Annotated in this window: 15 protein-coding genes and 1 tRNA gene; 9 read left to right on the top strand and 7 right to left on the bottom strand. The window is 59.7% G+C overall.

The features are described from left to right. Positions 1-349 precede the first annotated feature (349 nt). The 4 genes from RWJ89_RS12420 (at position 350) to RWJ89_RS12405 (ending at position 4,246) form a co-directional block, all read left to right on the top strand. Complete coding sequence (locus RWJ89_RS12420) at positions 350-553, top strand: hypothetical protein (protein ID WP_077978174.1); 204 nt, start codon at positions 350-352, stop codon at positions 551-553. Between the two features lie 386 nt (positions 554-939). After that, positions 940-2,577 (top strand): arylsulfatase, encoded by a 1,638-nt coding sequence (locus RWJ89_RS12415; RefSeq protein WP_316030969.1) that lies wholly within the window; start codon positions 940-942, stop codon positions 2,575-2,577. Between the two features lie 71 nt (positions 2,578-2,648). Then, entirely contained in the window at positions 2,649-3,173 is a 525-nt protein-coding gene (locus RWJ89_RS12410) for a hypothetical protein (RefSeq protein ID WP_170268509.1), read from the top strand. A gap of 110 nt (positions 3,174-3,283) precedes the next feature. Continuing rightward, positions 3,284-4,246 (top strand): formylglycine-generating enzyme family protein, encoded by a 963-nt coding sequence (locus RWJ89_RS12405; protein WP_316030968.1) that lies wholly within the window; start codon positions 3,284-3,286, stop codon positions 4,244-4,246. Positions 4,247-4,434: 188 nt separating this feature from the next. Here RWJ89_RS12405 and RWJ89_RS12400 read toward each other — a convergent pair whose 3' ends face one another. Beyond that, positions 4,435-4,761 carry a GYD domain-containing protein gene (locus RWJ89_RS12400; protein WP_316030967.1) on the bottom strand — a complete coding sequence of 109 codons (327 nt, stop codon included), beginning with the start codon at positions 4,759-4,761 and terminating at the stop codon, positions 4,435-4,437. A gap of 271 nt (positions 4,762-5,032) precedes the next feature. On the opposite strand from RWJ89_RS12400, the gene RWJ89_RS12395 reads away from it, so the two are divergent. Further along, positions 5,033-5,122, top strand: a tRNA-Ser gene (locus tag RWJ89_RS12395). 405 nt (positions 5,123-5,527) lie between these two features. Continuing rightward, the gene (locus RWJ89_RS12390; protein ID WP_316030966.1) at positions 5,528-6,253 is read left to right on the top strand and encodes a 3-keto-5-aminohexanoate cleavage protein; all 726 of its coding nucleotides are present in this window, start codon (positions 5,528-5,530) and stop codon (positions 6,251-6,253) included. Between the two features lie 332 nt (positions 6,254-6,585). On the opposite strand, the gene RWJ89_RS12385 is transcribed toward RWJ89_RS12390, so the two are convergent. Together RWJ89_RS12385 and RWJ89_RS12380 are read right to left on the bottom strand one after the other, a co-directional pair. Further along, complete coding sequence (locus tag RWJ89_RS12385) at positions 6,586-7,719, bottom strand: hypothetical protein (RefSeq protein WP_316030965.1); 1,134 nt, start codon at positions 7,717-7,719, stop codon at positions 6,586-6,588. An 89-nt stretch (positions 7,720-7,808) separates the two neighbouring features. Further along, positions 7,809-8,195 carry a DUF3024 domain-containing protein gene (locus tag RWJ89_RS12380; protein WP_316030964.1) on the bottom strand — a complete coding sequence of 129 codons (387 nt, stop codon included), beginning with the start codon at positions 8,193-8,195 and terminating at the stop codon, positions 7,809-7,811. A gap of 92 nt (positions 8,196-8,287) precedes the next feature. Here RWJ89_RS12380 and RWJ89_RS12375 point away from each other — a divergent pair, with 92 nt between their 5' ends. Beyond that, on the top strand, positions 8,288-8,749 hold the full coding sequence (locus RWJ89_RS12375; RefSeq protein WP_316030963.1) for a hypothetical protein: 462 nt from the start codon (positions 8,288-8,290) through the stop codon (positions 8,747-8,749). On the opposite strand, the gene RWJ89_RS12370 is transcribed toward RWJ89_RS12375, so the two are convergent. Then, a complete protein-coding gene (locus RWJ89_RS12370; protein ID WP_316030962.1) occupies positions 8,719-10,143 on the bottom strand; it encodes an MFS transporter in 1,425 nt (474 codons plus the stop codon). The two genes, RWJ89_RS12375 and RWJ89_RS12370, sit on opposite strands and share 31 nt — an antisense overlap. Positions 10,144-10,287: 144 nt before the next feature. Between RWJ89_RS12370 and RWJ89_RS12365 the strand changes: the two genes are divergently transcribed. Both RWJ89_RS12365 and RWJ89_RS12360 read left to right on the top strand, forming a co-directional pair. Further along, positions 10,288-11,178 carry a LysR family transcriptional regulator gene (locus tag RWJ89_RS12365; protein WP_131665337.1) on the top strand — a complete coding sequence of 297 codons (891 nt, stop codon included), beginning with the start codon at positions 10,288-10,290 and terminating at the stop codon, positions 11,176-11,178. Positions 11,179-11,282: 104 nt separating this feature from the next. After that, entirely contained in the window at positions 11,283-11,504 is a 222-nt protein-coding gene (locus RWJ89_RS12360; protein WP_020050017.1) for an alkylphosphonate utilization protein, read from the top strand. Between the two features lie 78 nt (positions 11,505-11,582). Here RWJ89_RS12360 and RWJ89_RS12355 read toward each other — a convergent pair whose 3' ends face one another. The 3 genes from RWJ89_RS12355 to RWJ89_RS12345 all read right to left on the bottom strand — a co-directional run bounded on the left by RWJ89_RS12355 (position 11,583) and on the right by RWJ89_RS12345 (position 14,047). Continuing rightward, positions 11,583-12,389: a transglutaminase-like domain-containing protein gene (locus tag RWJ89_RS12355; RefSeq protein WP_131665336.1), complete on the bottom strand. Its 807-nt coding sequence runs from the start codon at positions 12,387-12,389 to the stop codon at positions 11,583-11,585. Positions 12,390-12,526: 137 nt separating this feature from the next. Continuing rightward, a complete protein-coding gene (locus tag RWJ89_RS12350) occupies positions 12,527-13,399 on the bottom strand; it encodes a transglutaminase family protein (protein ID WP_131665335.1) in 873 nt (290 codons plus the stop codon). A 492-nt stretch (positions 13,400-13,891) separates the two neighbouring features. After that, a complete protein-coding gene (locus RWJ89_RS12345) occupies positions 13,892-14,047 on the bottom strand; it encodes a hypothetical protein (RefSeq protein WP_018445292.1) in 156 nt (51 codons plus the stop codon). Positions 14,048-14,098 lie beyond the last annotated feature (51 nt).

The raw sequence follows: 14,098 nt of genomic DNA, 5'->3' as shown, positions 1-14,098 counted from the left end.
GGCAATAGCGCCTTATTCCCGCCCGCCTAACGAGGCTTTAATCTTGCTAAGTTCGTGGCAAATTTACGAACGATTTCGCAGCGATAGCGACAATTCTAATGATTATGGTTTATAAATCACTAACGAAAACCCTTTCCGCCTACCCTTCCGCCGCCGCAATGAGGCCCGAAATCATCGTGCCGATGCGGGGCATATGGTGAACATCCGGGTGCTTCCGGACGCCCTAAAAGCTCCATATTGAAACACGGTCTGCGCGTATTTGACGAGCGGCAGTGGGCGGCACTTCCTTCTGTATGGGAACGAATTGTCCGCCGCGGGCTTTGAAGGTTTAGACCTTTGGAGGATCACCATGAACGATGAAACCCTGACGCGGCTCGACACGGTCAGCCAGCAGTTGCGCGCCCGATCTCGCCAGCTTTCCCAGCCGGAGAAAGACAACGACATCGCAATCCTGATGTCGGCCCTCGCCGTGACGATGGAGGCGGTTCGATCTCTCGGCGAGGATATGAACCAGCTCAACGGTCCGAAGGGCCTTGGATCTGACGGAAGCTAAGTCTGTTGAATCTCCCGTTGTAGGCCACCTTCTCATTGCAGGGCCGGCCGAGCTTCTATCATTGAGAGGTCAGCGATCTTGCTTATGGCGGCGACCTCGGTCGAAATGCGCATAGTCTGCGCGAGAGATGCGCGTGGCATTTCGATAGCGGCCGAGTGGTGCAGATCTTCGTCGGACCAATTCCCCGTCAACCTCCGTTCTGCACCAGGAACTCAGTTTCATCGTGCTCATAACGCAGGCGCAGCAAGCTCAGCCTCCAGCGTCTGATTATCCTCGAACGATATCCATGGCCAAGGCAACTGCCCCTAAGTGCAATAGCGCGGATATTCGAATGCGTTAGGTTGCTTTCTGACGCCAAATCTCTGTGACAGTTAGGGAGGCATGAGATGAGCGATAAAACGGGAAAGACGGAACTCAATAGTACCCGGCGCCAAATCTTGCTGGGCGGCGGCTCGGCAATCGCATTAGCGGCATTCTGTCCGGTCGCCAGCATTTCGGCGCTTGCCCAGGCAGGAGCAAAGAAGCCGAATATACTTGTGATCTTCGGCGATGACATCGGCTGGTGGAACACCAGCGCTTACAATCGCGGGCAGATGGGATACCAGACGCCAAATATCGACCGTATCGCCGACGAAGGTGCGATCTTCACCGATCTCTACGCGCAGCAATCCTGCACGGCGGGGCGAGCGGCCTTTATTACCGGCCAGAGCTGTTTTCGCACGGGGCTGCTCAAAGTCGGGCTTCCCGGAGCCAAGGAAGGCCTGTCTGAGAAGGATCCGACGATCGCCGAACTGCTCAAGCCGCAAGGGTACGTTACCGGCCAGTTCGGCAAGAACCATCTCGGCGATCGCAACGAATTTTTGCCAACCGTCCACGGCTTCGATGAGTTCTTCGGCAACCTCTATCACCTCAATGCCGAAGAAGAACCGGAGAACCCCGATTACCCGAAGGATCCACAGTTTCGCGCAAAATTCGGACCGCGTGGCGTGCTGAAATGCAAAGCGAGCGAGACAGACGATCCGACCGAAGATCCGCGTTTCGGAAGAGTGGGCAAGCAGACGATTGAGGATACGGGACCGCTCACCAGAAAACGCATGGAGACCGTCGACGAGGAATTCCTAGGCGCTGCCAAGGACTTCATCGACCGCAGCGCCAAAGCCGAAAAGCCGTTCTTTTGCTGGTTCAACGCGACCCGGATGCATATTTATACGCACCTTAAGGCGGAGTCGAAAGGCAAGACGGGTTTGGGGATCGTTGCCGACGGCATGGCTGAGTTCGACGGTATGGTTGGCCAACTGCTCGACCAGCTCGATGAACTTGGCATCGCCGAAAACACCATCGTTGTTTGGACGACCGATAACGGTGCAGAGGTGTTTTCCTGGCCTGATGGCGGCACAACGCCTTTCCATGGCGAAAAGAATACCAATTGGGAAGGTGGCTACCGCGTGCCTGGGATGGTCCGCTGGCCGGGCATCGTCAAGCCGGGAACCGAGATCAATGAGATTGTTTCCCACGAGGATTGGCTGCCGACCTTGGTTGCAGCAGCCGGTGAGCCTGACATCGCAGCCAAGCTTCTGGCCGGCTATGAAGCGGCGGGCAAGACATTCAACGTGCATCTTGACGGCTACAATCAACGCAACCTGTTTGACGGCACAGGGCCTGGGGCGCGCAAGGAGTATTTTTACTGGACTGATGAGGGGAACCTGGCAGGATTGCGCTACGACCGGTGGAAGCTGGTGTTCATGGAACAACGAGCAGAAGGGTTGGACGTGTGGCAGGATCCTCTGATCACACTGAGATTTCCAAAACTAATCGACCTTCGCGCCGATCCGTTCGAGATTGCCCAGCATGCAGCTGGGGATTATGCAAGATGGCGCGTGGAACATGCCTTTGCGCTGGTTCCGGCCCAGGCATTTGTGGCCAAACACCTTCAAACCTACGTAAAATATCCGCCTCGCCAAGCGCCGGGAAGCTTCTCGCTGGACCATGTGCTCGAGAAACTCCAGCGGGGTGGCGGACAGTGATCAGACGTTGACGAAGGCCAGGATGGCGCCGTTAATGTTCGGCGCCATCCGCCTGTGATCGGAAAAGATCGATGAATGCGAATGAGAACGGACAAGCGACGACTATCCTCCAGCGAGCGAAGCACGAGATAAAGGAGTACGCCTTCCTCTGCGCCTATCTCTATGTCTGTTTCGCGGTAATCCTCCTCTACAAAATGGCCGTCCTCGGTAGTCAGGGTGTGGAATTTCTTGTGTTCGGCATACCCGCGATCAAGGCTCTCATTCTCGGAAAGTTCATCCTGCTCGGTCATACGATCGGCCTCGGAGAGCGGTCCGGCAGTTCGAGACTCGTCGGCGTCGTGGCCTACAAGGCGGCACTCTATCTGTCCCTGATCCTCGTCATGTCGCTTGCTGAAGAGTGCGTCGTTGGGTTCGTGCATGGCCGGGCACTCTCGGTTGTGATCGGCGATATAGCCAGTCGGCTGCCCGAGCTCTTGGCCATGAGCGCAATCATGCTGTTGATCTTGATCCCTTATCTGGCATCGAGGGAACTGGGAGTCGCACTCGGCAAAGGAAGGCTTTGGAGTCTGTTTTTCGAACATCGCGAGGTGCAGTAATTGCGGGCGAAGGCCGGCAAAGACGAGTTCTCTTCCAGACGCTGATGACGGCGACCAGCCGGGGTCAATTGAGTGAAGGTCTTTGCGAATAAATGATCAGTGAAGGTCGAATGCAACGCGAAGCCATGTTGGAACCACCGATTGTGAAAGCGCGTGCGAGCGATCGTATGTTATGGATCCCCGGTGGCGATTTCTTGATGGGCTCGGATCGCCACTATCGGGAGGAAGCCCCGGCGCACAGGGTTCGTGTCGATGGGTTCTGGGTGGACACATGCCCAGTGACGAACCGGGCGTTTTCCGCCTTTGTCGAGGAGACCGGCTATGTCACCACGGCGGAGCGGCCGGCCAACCCGGCTGACTATCCGGGTGCCATTATGGAGATGCTGGCACCATCGTCAGTCGTTTTCATCAAGCCAAAGTCGCCTGTTGATCTGACGAACCACTACAACTGGTGGAAATATGTGCGCGGAGCAAACTGGCGGCATCCGCGAGGGCCGGCAAGCACGATCAAGGGCTTATTGGAGCATCCGGTCGTCCATGTCACCTTCGACGACGCACAAGCCTATGCGGCCTGGGCCGGCAAGGAACTGCCAACCGAAGCAGAATGGGAGTTTGCCGCACGCGGGGGGCTTGAGGCGGCGGACTACGTATGGGGAGAGGAAATGTTGCCCGGCGGTCGGCATATGGCCAACACCTGGCAGGGCGAGTTTCCCGTCCAAAACAGTCGGGAGGACGGTTTCGAGGGCACATCTCCCGTGGGGAGCTTTCCCGCCAACGGCTACGGTTTGTTCGATATGGCCGGCAATGTCTGGGAATGGACGACCGACTGGTATCAAGAGCATGGCATGATCGACAGCCCGTGCTGCACGATCTCGAATCCTGTCGGCGCTGAACTCTCCAACAGCTATGATCCGCGCCAACCGCAGATCAGCATTCCACGCAAAGTCATGAAGGGCGGCTCGCATCTTTGCGCGCCCAATTATTGCCGCCGTTACCGGCCGGCCGCACGCATGGCGCAACCCGTCGATACAGCAACTTGCCATCTAGGCTTCCGATGTATTGTCCGTTCATAATGCAACAGCGACCCGCTGATTTCACTGGCTGAGGGATTCAGATCGGAGATAGACAGCTTCGTCGGCTACAAACGGCTGCGCCAGCGCAATAGGGACACCTGGTTGCCTCCGCGGCAATTTATACAAAGCGCCGGAAAGATGCGCGCGAATCGCTCATCTTCGACATAATCGGAAGTGGTGTGCCGCACCTACCCTGCCGGTGGACGATACCGAACCGACTTCGCCTTCTTCAAGGCTTCGATCGTATCCTCGACGCCGAGGAGGACGGTTGTCTCCATGGAGCTGAGCGCGCCTCCCGCGCCGATCGCAAGTGCGACGGCCGCCATCGATACGTTATCAGGCGCCTCCCATAGATTCCAACCATCATGCTCGCCGAAGGCGTACCAGAACCCATGCAGCTTTCCGCCCACGGATTCTATGTAACTGCGTGCCGCCTCTCGGCGATCCTCGGGGTTTTCGATCATCCGCGCCCAGGTCTCGGGCGTGTAGCTGAAGCGTGTGAGATACATGGCCATGGTTTGTTTCCTCCGCCAGAACAACACAGTAAACGCTCAAGCCGGGCAGAACGCCAGTCATTTCCAATGAGCGGAACGGGCCTCGCTCGGCTCACGCTCGAATTTGTTCGCACGTCACCCCAGGGATGTCGGCAAATGCTGCAGAGCACGTTGACGCTGCTATCAAAGCTGCTAAAACGCCAGCCATCGACTGATTGGGTCGCAAATCGGTAGCAACAACCGGTTCGCAGAAATCGACAAAATGTGGATTTCTCGACCTTTTCAATCAGATGGAAGAGTGTCCGAGTGGTTTAAGGAACCGGTCTTGAAAACCGGCGTGCGGGAAACCGTACCGTGGGTTCGAATCCCACCTCTTCCGCCATATGCCGTTTTTTTCGAAAATTCGCACGAGATCCATCCGTCATCGCAATCGTCGAGAAGGTTGGCCTTCCCTGAGGCAATAGATGAGTTTCACGCCTCCTCCTTTGCGTTGACGATGAGATGATATACAGGCAGCAACGGGACGCGACCGCCATTAACTTAAGAATGGGGTCGGGCGGCAGATTGACGTCACGTCGCTGCCACGAGATCACGTGGCCGTCCTCTGGTCGGCGTGCGCGCAGCTTGACCTGCACAAGAGCAGCAGTCGCCTATCTCGACTGATTTGATATTATTGGGGCTGCAACGGCAAGGGAAATGACTTTGTCGGCAGTGCCCCTAAGTCTTCAGGTTTCCAATTTGGTATGCCCGGCGTCTTAAGCGGCCCAACAAGCGCGAGGCTCGTTTTATGATCGTTCAAGCTTGCATCAACGGCGCGCGGTCGAGCGATTTTCATCCCCTTCTTCCCGTAACGATCGATACCATGGTGCGTGATGCCGCGGCTTCGGTTGCTGCCGGCGCTGCGGAGCTCCACGTTCATCCGCGCGGAGCCGATGGCAGGGAGAGCCTTGCCGCCGTCGACGACACTGTCGGCGCGATCCGCCGTGTCTGTCCGGGAACGCTGATCGGTGTGTCCACCAGCGCCTTGATCGAAGGCGATCGGCAGAAAACGCGGGAAGCCATCCGCCGCTGGCGTGTCCTGCCGGATTATGCCTCGGTGAACCTTTCCGAAGACGATGCGCCCGGTGTCATGCAGCTCCTGCAGCAGATGGGTGTCGGCATTGAAGTCGGACTGGCATCGGTCGCCGATGCGGAGCGCTACATCGGCCTCGATGATCATGAGCGGGTCTTTCGTGTGCTTATCGAGCTCGATGACGAACAGGATTTGCAGCGCGCATGCGATATCGCAGACGGCATCATCAAGGCGCTCAGGGATAGCCGGGTCAATCGGCCCATTCTTCTGCACGGTTTCGACGACACCGTCTGGCCCTTCGTTAGGTCGGCGCGCGAGCGGCGCTTTTCAACCCGGATCGGCCTGGAAGACGGCAAACACCTCCCGGATGGAACGATTGCGAGGGACAATGCCGCACTGGTCACTGCTGCCGTTGCGATCTTCCGTGGCCACTCGAACTGATCCCGATGTGTCGGCGGCCAGGCGGCAGCCCGAAATCTCTTCGGCGGCATCGAGGCCGGTATCATTAAGGCACAGGATGTTTTCGAAATACGGGCTCGGCGATGCCGATGATTCCACGGGCAGCCCTCACGAGAAGTACGCGTATATCAGGACGCCAATAGAGCCCCAGAAGACAAGCGGCGCCAGGATCATCCCCGCAACGATCATTTTAGTCACAGCAAAACTCCGACACCTCCACGCATGCCGAAGCAACCTATTGCATCGATGGGAAGTTGCTATGGGCACGAAGTCCGGGATGGATCGGACCTTGGTCTGAGTTGCGCTGGCGCGGGCTAACCGAAAACGTTCAGCCGCTCGATGAAGCGCCCCTTCTGAGCGTGGCGTTCACGGATCGAATGCAGGCGGCGGGCGAAATCGGCAGTGCCACCATTTTGTTCGGCGATCGTCTTCAGGTCGCTAAGCAGGCTGGCGGCCTTGTCATAGCCGGAAGCGTTGCGGCGCTCGATCTCGGCCTCGATCTCGCGCCAGACCGCATCGCCCCGCTGGATGATCGCGTTGAGCCGCGCGCGGCGGGCGCGTGCTTCTTCCGCCTCTTGCTTTTTTCGTTCCGCCGCCAGCCGCTCGTTTTCCTTGCGCTCGCGGATGTGGCGAATCGCGTCGGCATGGGCTCGCAGTTCCGCGACCGTGGGCGGGGCGGCGGCCGGCTTGGTTCCGGCGGAGAAATTCCGGGCGTTTTTCTGCAGCTCGCTTGCCACATGCGGATCCCCCTCGATCAGACGGGTAAGCATCATCGTCTTCTCGTTGTCCGGCATGGCTGCCACGAAGCTTCGGACGGCATCCGATGCCATGGAGCCGGCCAATGTCGTCTCGGCCGGGCGTTCGGCGGCCGCGGCAACGAGGTCGGCATCGAGACCGAAGAATTGCGCGAAGGCTTCAAGCGCATCGGTCATCGGACCTAGCCCCGGCAGTGGCGCTACCTCCTCCGGCCCGAGCGACTCCGCCTGAACAGCCATCAGCCACAGCAGATAAAACAGCCTGAGATCACCGCCCAGCACGTCCGCGCGCAACGGCATCAGCGCCGCGAGCCAGCCCGGCCCCTCTTCCCAATCATCCTCGGATTCCACTTCCTCGCATATGATATCGAGGATCAGGTTTTCACCTGAGGTGGTGAGTTCGGCGCCATCGACCGCGCTGAGAAATCCGTCGAGACGTTGCTGGTCGACGAGCCGCTTCGGAAAGCGGATCATCAGGCGCCTCGTTCCCCAATTGGCGAGATAGAGGTGCAAGTCGAACCAGCGCTCAATGAGCTCGGCCGGATCACCTTTGAAATCGCCCCATTCGTAGGAATTGGTGAAGCTCGTGGAGGTGATCCGCGCCCGGGTCGATAACTCCCGGAGGGAGCGGCGATCCGCGTCGCTGAGGGGGCGGTCGATCGCTTGGAATTCGTAATATTGATATTCGCTCATGGCCGTGGTGGTCGAGATTTCATCGTGGACGAAGGCGGTTCCAGTCTGCGGCGCCGTTCTGTCTTGATCAGACCGGATGCAGCATACCGTCAGTTTCGAGGATTCGCAGCGCCTCGGCAAGCGTCACCCCCGGAATGGAGCCGCCACCATTTGCCCGTGTGCCGCATCCAATAGATATCGAACCGGTCTGGTCCCATGCGGTCGATGCGGGCGAAGGGGGCATCGAACTCTTCGCCGCGATTGTCCTCAAAGCCGGATCTGTAGCGCTGCATGAACCGATACCGATTTCCCGCCCATGAGCCCCTGATATCGACGACATAGTTCCACTCGGTCGGCCGGATTTCTGGCAGGAAGCGCGGCTTCAGAATATCGCGAATGAAGGCCTCGCAGGCTGCGATAATCGCCTGCTTCTCAAGATTGTCGGCCGGAGCCGGCTTCTCGATTCGCGTCCCGATCCATTGTCTCTTGCCGGCCATATCCTCAGCCCATTTTCATTGCTACCGAACTTTACCCTGCGAATTAGGCTGGATAATAGAATAACAAACCACTGAAAGAGCGAGCAGCGACAATGAAATTAGGCTGGCAACCACGGAAATGGCTCGAGAAAAAGAGCAAGCGCGGTAACCGCGGCTACCCCATGGGTACGATCGCCTATTATGGGCCTGACAACCGCCGCGCCAGCAAGGCTGCCGTCAGCATCATCCCGGCGCTGCATGCGGATCCGGCCGATCTGCGCCGATGGTTTGCCGAAACCGGCGATCTCAGGATGGACGAGACCGTTATCGCCGAGATCGCCGCATTCCTGCGCGAGAATGAGGTGAAGTCGGTAGTGATGGTGGACGCAATCATCGGCTGCCCCCACGAGGAGGAATCGACTATCCGAGCGGCGAGGCCTGCCCGAATTGCTCATATTGGAAGGGGCGAAACCGCTGGACCGGCAAGCTCGAGTCCAGTTGAATTCTCGGCGGCTTTTGCTCGCATGTTCATACCGGGCGCTGATCATGCTTCGGAATTGGTTCGGCGTCGATAAATCCCGGCCGCGATGGCGAGCGCGGCGATAACCAGTGCTGCCGCGACGGCGAAGGTGATCCGCATGCCTGAGGCAATGGCCTCGGGATGCGCCGCTGTGATATCGGGTGTTCCCGAGGCAAGCGCGAAGACGGCGCCCATCACGGATGCGCCGGTGATCAGACCGAGATTGCGCGACAGGTTGAGCATGCCCGAGATGACGCCCCGCTGGTCCGGGTGGACGTCCGCCATGACGGCAGTGTTGTTGGCCGCCTGGAACAGCTGATAGCCGGGTGTCAGCATGGCAATGGCGGCGATGTAGCCTGATATCCCGGGAAGCACGGCCATGGCGACGGAGGCTGCCGCCATGGCGAGGAGCCCTGCGACGACCACGAACGGTGCGTCCAGACGGTCGACCAGGCGACCGGCCGGGACCCCGCTCAAGATGGAGATGACGGGGCCGATCGACATGACGATGCCGACGAGAGCTTGATTGAGCCCCAGCGCATGGGAAAGGTAGAACGGCGCCACCACCAGCGTCGCCATCATCACCGTCGACACCAGCGCGTTCATCGCCAGGCTGGCGGTGAGCATGCGATTGCGGAACACCGTCAACTGAATCAGCGGCGATGCCGCTCTCGCCTCGGCGAAGACGAACAAACCGGTGCCGAAGACGGCAGCCGAGAGCAGGGCGACGTTCAGCAGGCCAAAGCGGCCGTGCCCGATCGTCATCGCCAGCGCATAGGCCGAAAGCGTCAGCGCAAGCAGCAGTGTGCCCGCCATGTCGAAGCCCTTCCGATCCGTCTTCCCCTTGCTGATATCGGCGGGCAGATGGCGATAGGCGAGAACGAAGGTCAGAACGCCGAGCGGCACGTTGACGAGAAAGATTGCCGGCCAGCCGAGCCCGGCGATCAGCAGGCCACCGAGCGAGGGCCCAAGAGCAGTACCGATCGCCGACATCGTTCCGAGCAGCCCCATGGCGCTCCCGGTCCTTTCCTTGGGCACGGTTTCGCCGACAAAGGCCATGGTGAGCGCCATCATGATGGCCGCACCCAGGCCCTGCACAGCGCGCGCGGCAATCAACAGCCATAGCGTCGGCGCGACACCGCAGAGGATCGAGGCCAGCGTGAAAAGCAGGATGCCGATGAGCAGCAGCCGGCGTCGGCCGGCGATGTCGCCGAGCCGTCCGACGCTGACGATCAGGGTGGTGACGGCAAGGAGGTAAGCGAGAACGATCCACTGCACATCCTGGAAGGCCGCATCGAACGCCTGCGCCAGGCTCGGCAGGGCAACATTGGCGATGCTGGTGCCGAGCGACGGCAGCAACATCGAGAGGGAAAGACTGGCAAGCGCCCATCGTACGGAGGGTGCCTGTTCGGCGATGGCCTCGCTTCGCTCTGCAATGATCGATTTCACCCCGTGAACTCCGTTTTCTCGTAGTTCCCCGAATGGAACTGCTGAAAACCTAGTCCTCTGCTTGATATGGCGTAAGGCGCATGGTTTGCACTTAATCCATGCGTCTGACGCCACATCACGATGAAAGCGTGTTATACTTGATGCATGTCGACACCCGACCTCAACCTCCTTGTCACCCTCGATGTGCTGCTTGCCGAAGGCAGCGTTGCGCGTGCGGCGCAAAGGCTGCGGCTCAGCCCGTCGGCGATGAGCAGGGCCTTAGCGCGATTGCGCGAAACGACGGGCGATCCGCTGCTGGTGCGGGCCGGCCGCGGCCTCGTCCCCACGCCGCGCGCGCTCGAACTGCGCGAGCGGGTCGGCCGGACAGTCGAGGACGCGCAGGCGATCCTGCGTCCTGCCGAGGCGCTTGACCTTCAACGCTTGGTCCGGACGTTCACGCTGCGCACCAGCGAAGGCTTTGCCGAGAGCTTCGGGCCTGATCTCATCGCCCGCCTAGGCCGGCAAGCGCCCGGTGTGCGGCTGCGCTTCGTGCAGAAGCCGGACAAGGACAGCGCCCCGCTTCGCGACGGGACCGTCGATCTGGAAACCGGCGTCGTCGGCGGGACGACCGGTCCGGAGGTGCGGGCGCAGGCCTTGTTCCGCGATCGTTTCATCGGCGTCGTGCGCTTGGGGCATCCGTTTTGCGAGCGCGAGATGACGCCCTCCCTTTATGCCGGCGGTCAGCACATCTACGTCTCGCGGCGCGGGCTCGACAAGGGACCGATCGATGAAGCCTTGAACGCGCTCGGGCTGGAACGGCAGATCGCCACCATCGTCAGCGGCTTTTCCACAGCGCTGCAACTCGCCCGGAACTCCGAGCTGATCGCCAGCGTGCCCGAACGGCACACGGGAGCCTTGCGCGCGGGAATGCATAGTTTTCCCCTCCCCGTCTCGACGCCTGAGATCACGGTGTCATTGCTCTGGCACCCCAGGATGGATGCCGATCCCGCGCACCGCTGGCTGCGCGGCTGCGTTCGGGACGCCTGCGCGAGTTGATTGAAGGGCTGTGTAGGATTTGAGGTCAGGCGATTGATCCGTTCGTATGGTTGACTATTCCGCGTCGCCATGATTTCCCGTCCGGATCACCAAAGGGGGACGTTATGACCGACATCATTGTAAAAGACAGCAACGGAAGCCAGCTTCACGACGGCGATTCTGTCACGCTGATCAAGGACCTCAAGGTCAAGGGAACTTCCGAGACGCTGAAGCGTGGAACGCTGGTCAAGGGCATTCGTCTGACCGACAATCCGGGCGAGATCGAGTGCAGCACCAAGCAGGTCAAAGGCCTCGTGCTGAAAACCGAGTTTTTGAAGAAGGCATAGGATCCGCCTCGCCCGCGATGCTGGTTGTCAAAGCATCGTAAGGCCTGCCCCTGCCGATCAATCGGCTTTCACCGCCTCCTACGGCACTTCTTCGGTGATCACCTCGAAGCGGGAGAGCGTTGCCGGGCCGAAGGCCGTCGACATGGCGACGTCGGTGGCGTCGCGGCCGGTCGCCATCAGAATCCGCCCGATGCGCGGCGTGTTGTGGCGGGCGTCGACCGTATGCCAGTGGCCTCCGAGAAAGACCTCTAACCAGGCGCTGAAATCCATCGGATTGGGATCGATCGGAACGCCGATATCGCCGAGATAGCCGGTGCAATATCGTGCCGGGATATTCATGCATCGGCAAAGCGCGATGGCGAGATGGGCAAAGTCGCGGCAGACGCCCGTCTTGTCGGTGAAGCCGCCATGCGCGGTCCTGAGCACGTCGGCCTTCAGGTAATCGAAGGTGATGTGGTCATGGACGAAATCGCAGATCGCCTGGACGCGCGCCCAGCCGAGCGGCGTCGATGAGAACCTTGCCCAGGCGAAATCTGCAAGCCTGTCGGTGTCGCAATAACGGCTGCCGAGCAGGAAGACCAGCACATCGTCCGGCAGGTCATTGATCGCGTGCTGAACGGCATCGTCGGGAACGATGTCGGGTTGGCCGCTGTCGTAGATCTCGAACTCCGTGGAGATCGTCGTCAGCCCCGGCGGAGCGACGATCCGGCTACAGGCATTGCCGAACACATCGGTGTAGCTCCAAGCCTCGATCGGCCGGTCGAATGTCAGGGTCTGATCGCTGAGAAGGTCGGCGCGACGGGAGGGATGGATATTGAGGACGAGCAGCATCGGCGTCGGCTGCGTGCATTCATAGCCCAGATGAAACCCGGCGCGTATCTTCATTGTCGCTTCCTTGTCGCGTCTCCGCATCTGTGGAGGTGAGTATGGAACGTTGATCGCGCTACCCGGTTCCGTGGCCGCGGGACTGTCACTGCGCGGCCGGCTCGGGGTAATCAAGATTACCTCGGAGGTAGTCGAGATTACCTCGTGGTGACGTTGACCTGCACCGTCATGCTGTCGAAATCTTTCCCATCCCCGTCATAGCTGCCGCTCAACGGGACTGCCTGGCGCGGATCGCGGGCAACCGCGACACGAATGAGATCGCGGTTGCCGACAATGCCGTTGGTCGGATCGAACTCCGTCCAGCCGGCGCCTGGAAGATAGATCTGGCACCATGCGTGCGTGGAACCGCCGCCGAGCACGGTGGAGCCGTCCCGGTCGGGAACATAGACATAACCCGTGACGAACCGCGCCGCGAGGCCGAGGATGCGTGCCGCCTCCATCATCAGAAGCGCAAAATCCCGGCAGGTGCCGGAGCGAAGCTGCAAGGTCTGCACCGGCGTCTGCGTTCCATGTTCCTGGCGCCGCGCATAGACGAAGCTCTCCCGAATGGCGTAGCAGAGCGTCATCAGCAGATGCCCGGTCTCCGTCGGACGCCCCTGGCGCACGAATTGACGCGCCCAGCGTCCGACCTCGTCGTTAGGGTCGGGATAATGGCGCTGCATCGCCGGTGTCAGATCGGCGATCTCGTCCTTGTCGTAGGAGAATGGATAGGTCAGGGCCGCGTCGTCCACCTTGAGATCCAGGGCGACCTGCGGCGTATGATCGAGCGTGATCCAGGTTTCGAAACGAAGTTCGGACGCCGGCCTCGAAAAATCGACGAGCGCCACGCAATTGCCGAAAACATCGTGGATCCAGCGCACATGACTTTCCTCAGGATAGATCGTCAACGACGCCTCCATCAGCCGCTGGTCGAAACTGTCGCGCGGCCGGAACATCAAGCGATGCTCGCCGAAATCGACGTCCCTGACGTAACGATAGGACGTGATGTGGCGGACGGAGAAAATCGTCATAAGCCGCCGTCGAATCTGTTCACTTTGCTGCTCCAAGGCGGCAACGCCGCCTCTCCTCTGCGGAAGCGCCCTGCCGGCTTTCCCGCTCATCCCGATTTCTTGTCATATAAGCACGTTCAAAAGATTGCTATTGTATCTTCACCGATCGACGGCAGGGCCGTCCAACCTAAGAGGATAACATGCATATCATCTGGGACGTCCTGACGCTTCTGCTGACAATCGGCTCGCTCTATGGCGGTCGCGAATACCGGATTATTCGCGCTCGTGCCCGCGCTCAGAACTGGGGCAACTTCTGATTCGATCCGGATATCTCCGATTCGATTCCGAATCATGGCCGCATCGGTCGTTGCCGGTCGCCGTTACGTCGAATGACGTAAAGTCATGCGCTTAAGAAAATGCTGTATTAGTTGAGGCGGAGTCTATCCGTCCATTCTCCCTGTTAGTCCTAAGCCCGCCTCACCCCAGGCGGGCTTTTTTATTCCATCGCCTGCATCACTTCTTGGCGCCGGCCGAAAGCACCCGATGTGTCGCATTGTCCATGGCGTGGCTTGCTTCCTGTCCATCCTTCTTCAGCCCGTATGCGGTATTGCCGCAACCGGAAAGTGTCAGCAGGCAGATACAGGCGATGGCGATTGCAGCTTTTGGCATCAAGTGTTCCCCCGAATGAAGGCGATCAACGGAAGATGACGCATTCTTCGC

Source organism: Rhizobium sp. 10PS4, from assembly GCF_032464805.1.
GTDB lineage: Bacteria > Pseudomonadota > Alphaproteobacteria > Rhizobiales > Rhizobiaceae > Rhizobium > Rhizobium laguerreae.
The sequence above is the reverse complement of the archived record's forward strand: the minus strand, read 5'-3'. Positions and strand labels throughout refer to the sequence as shown.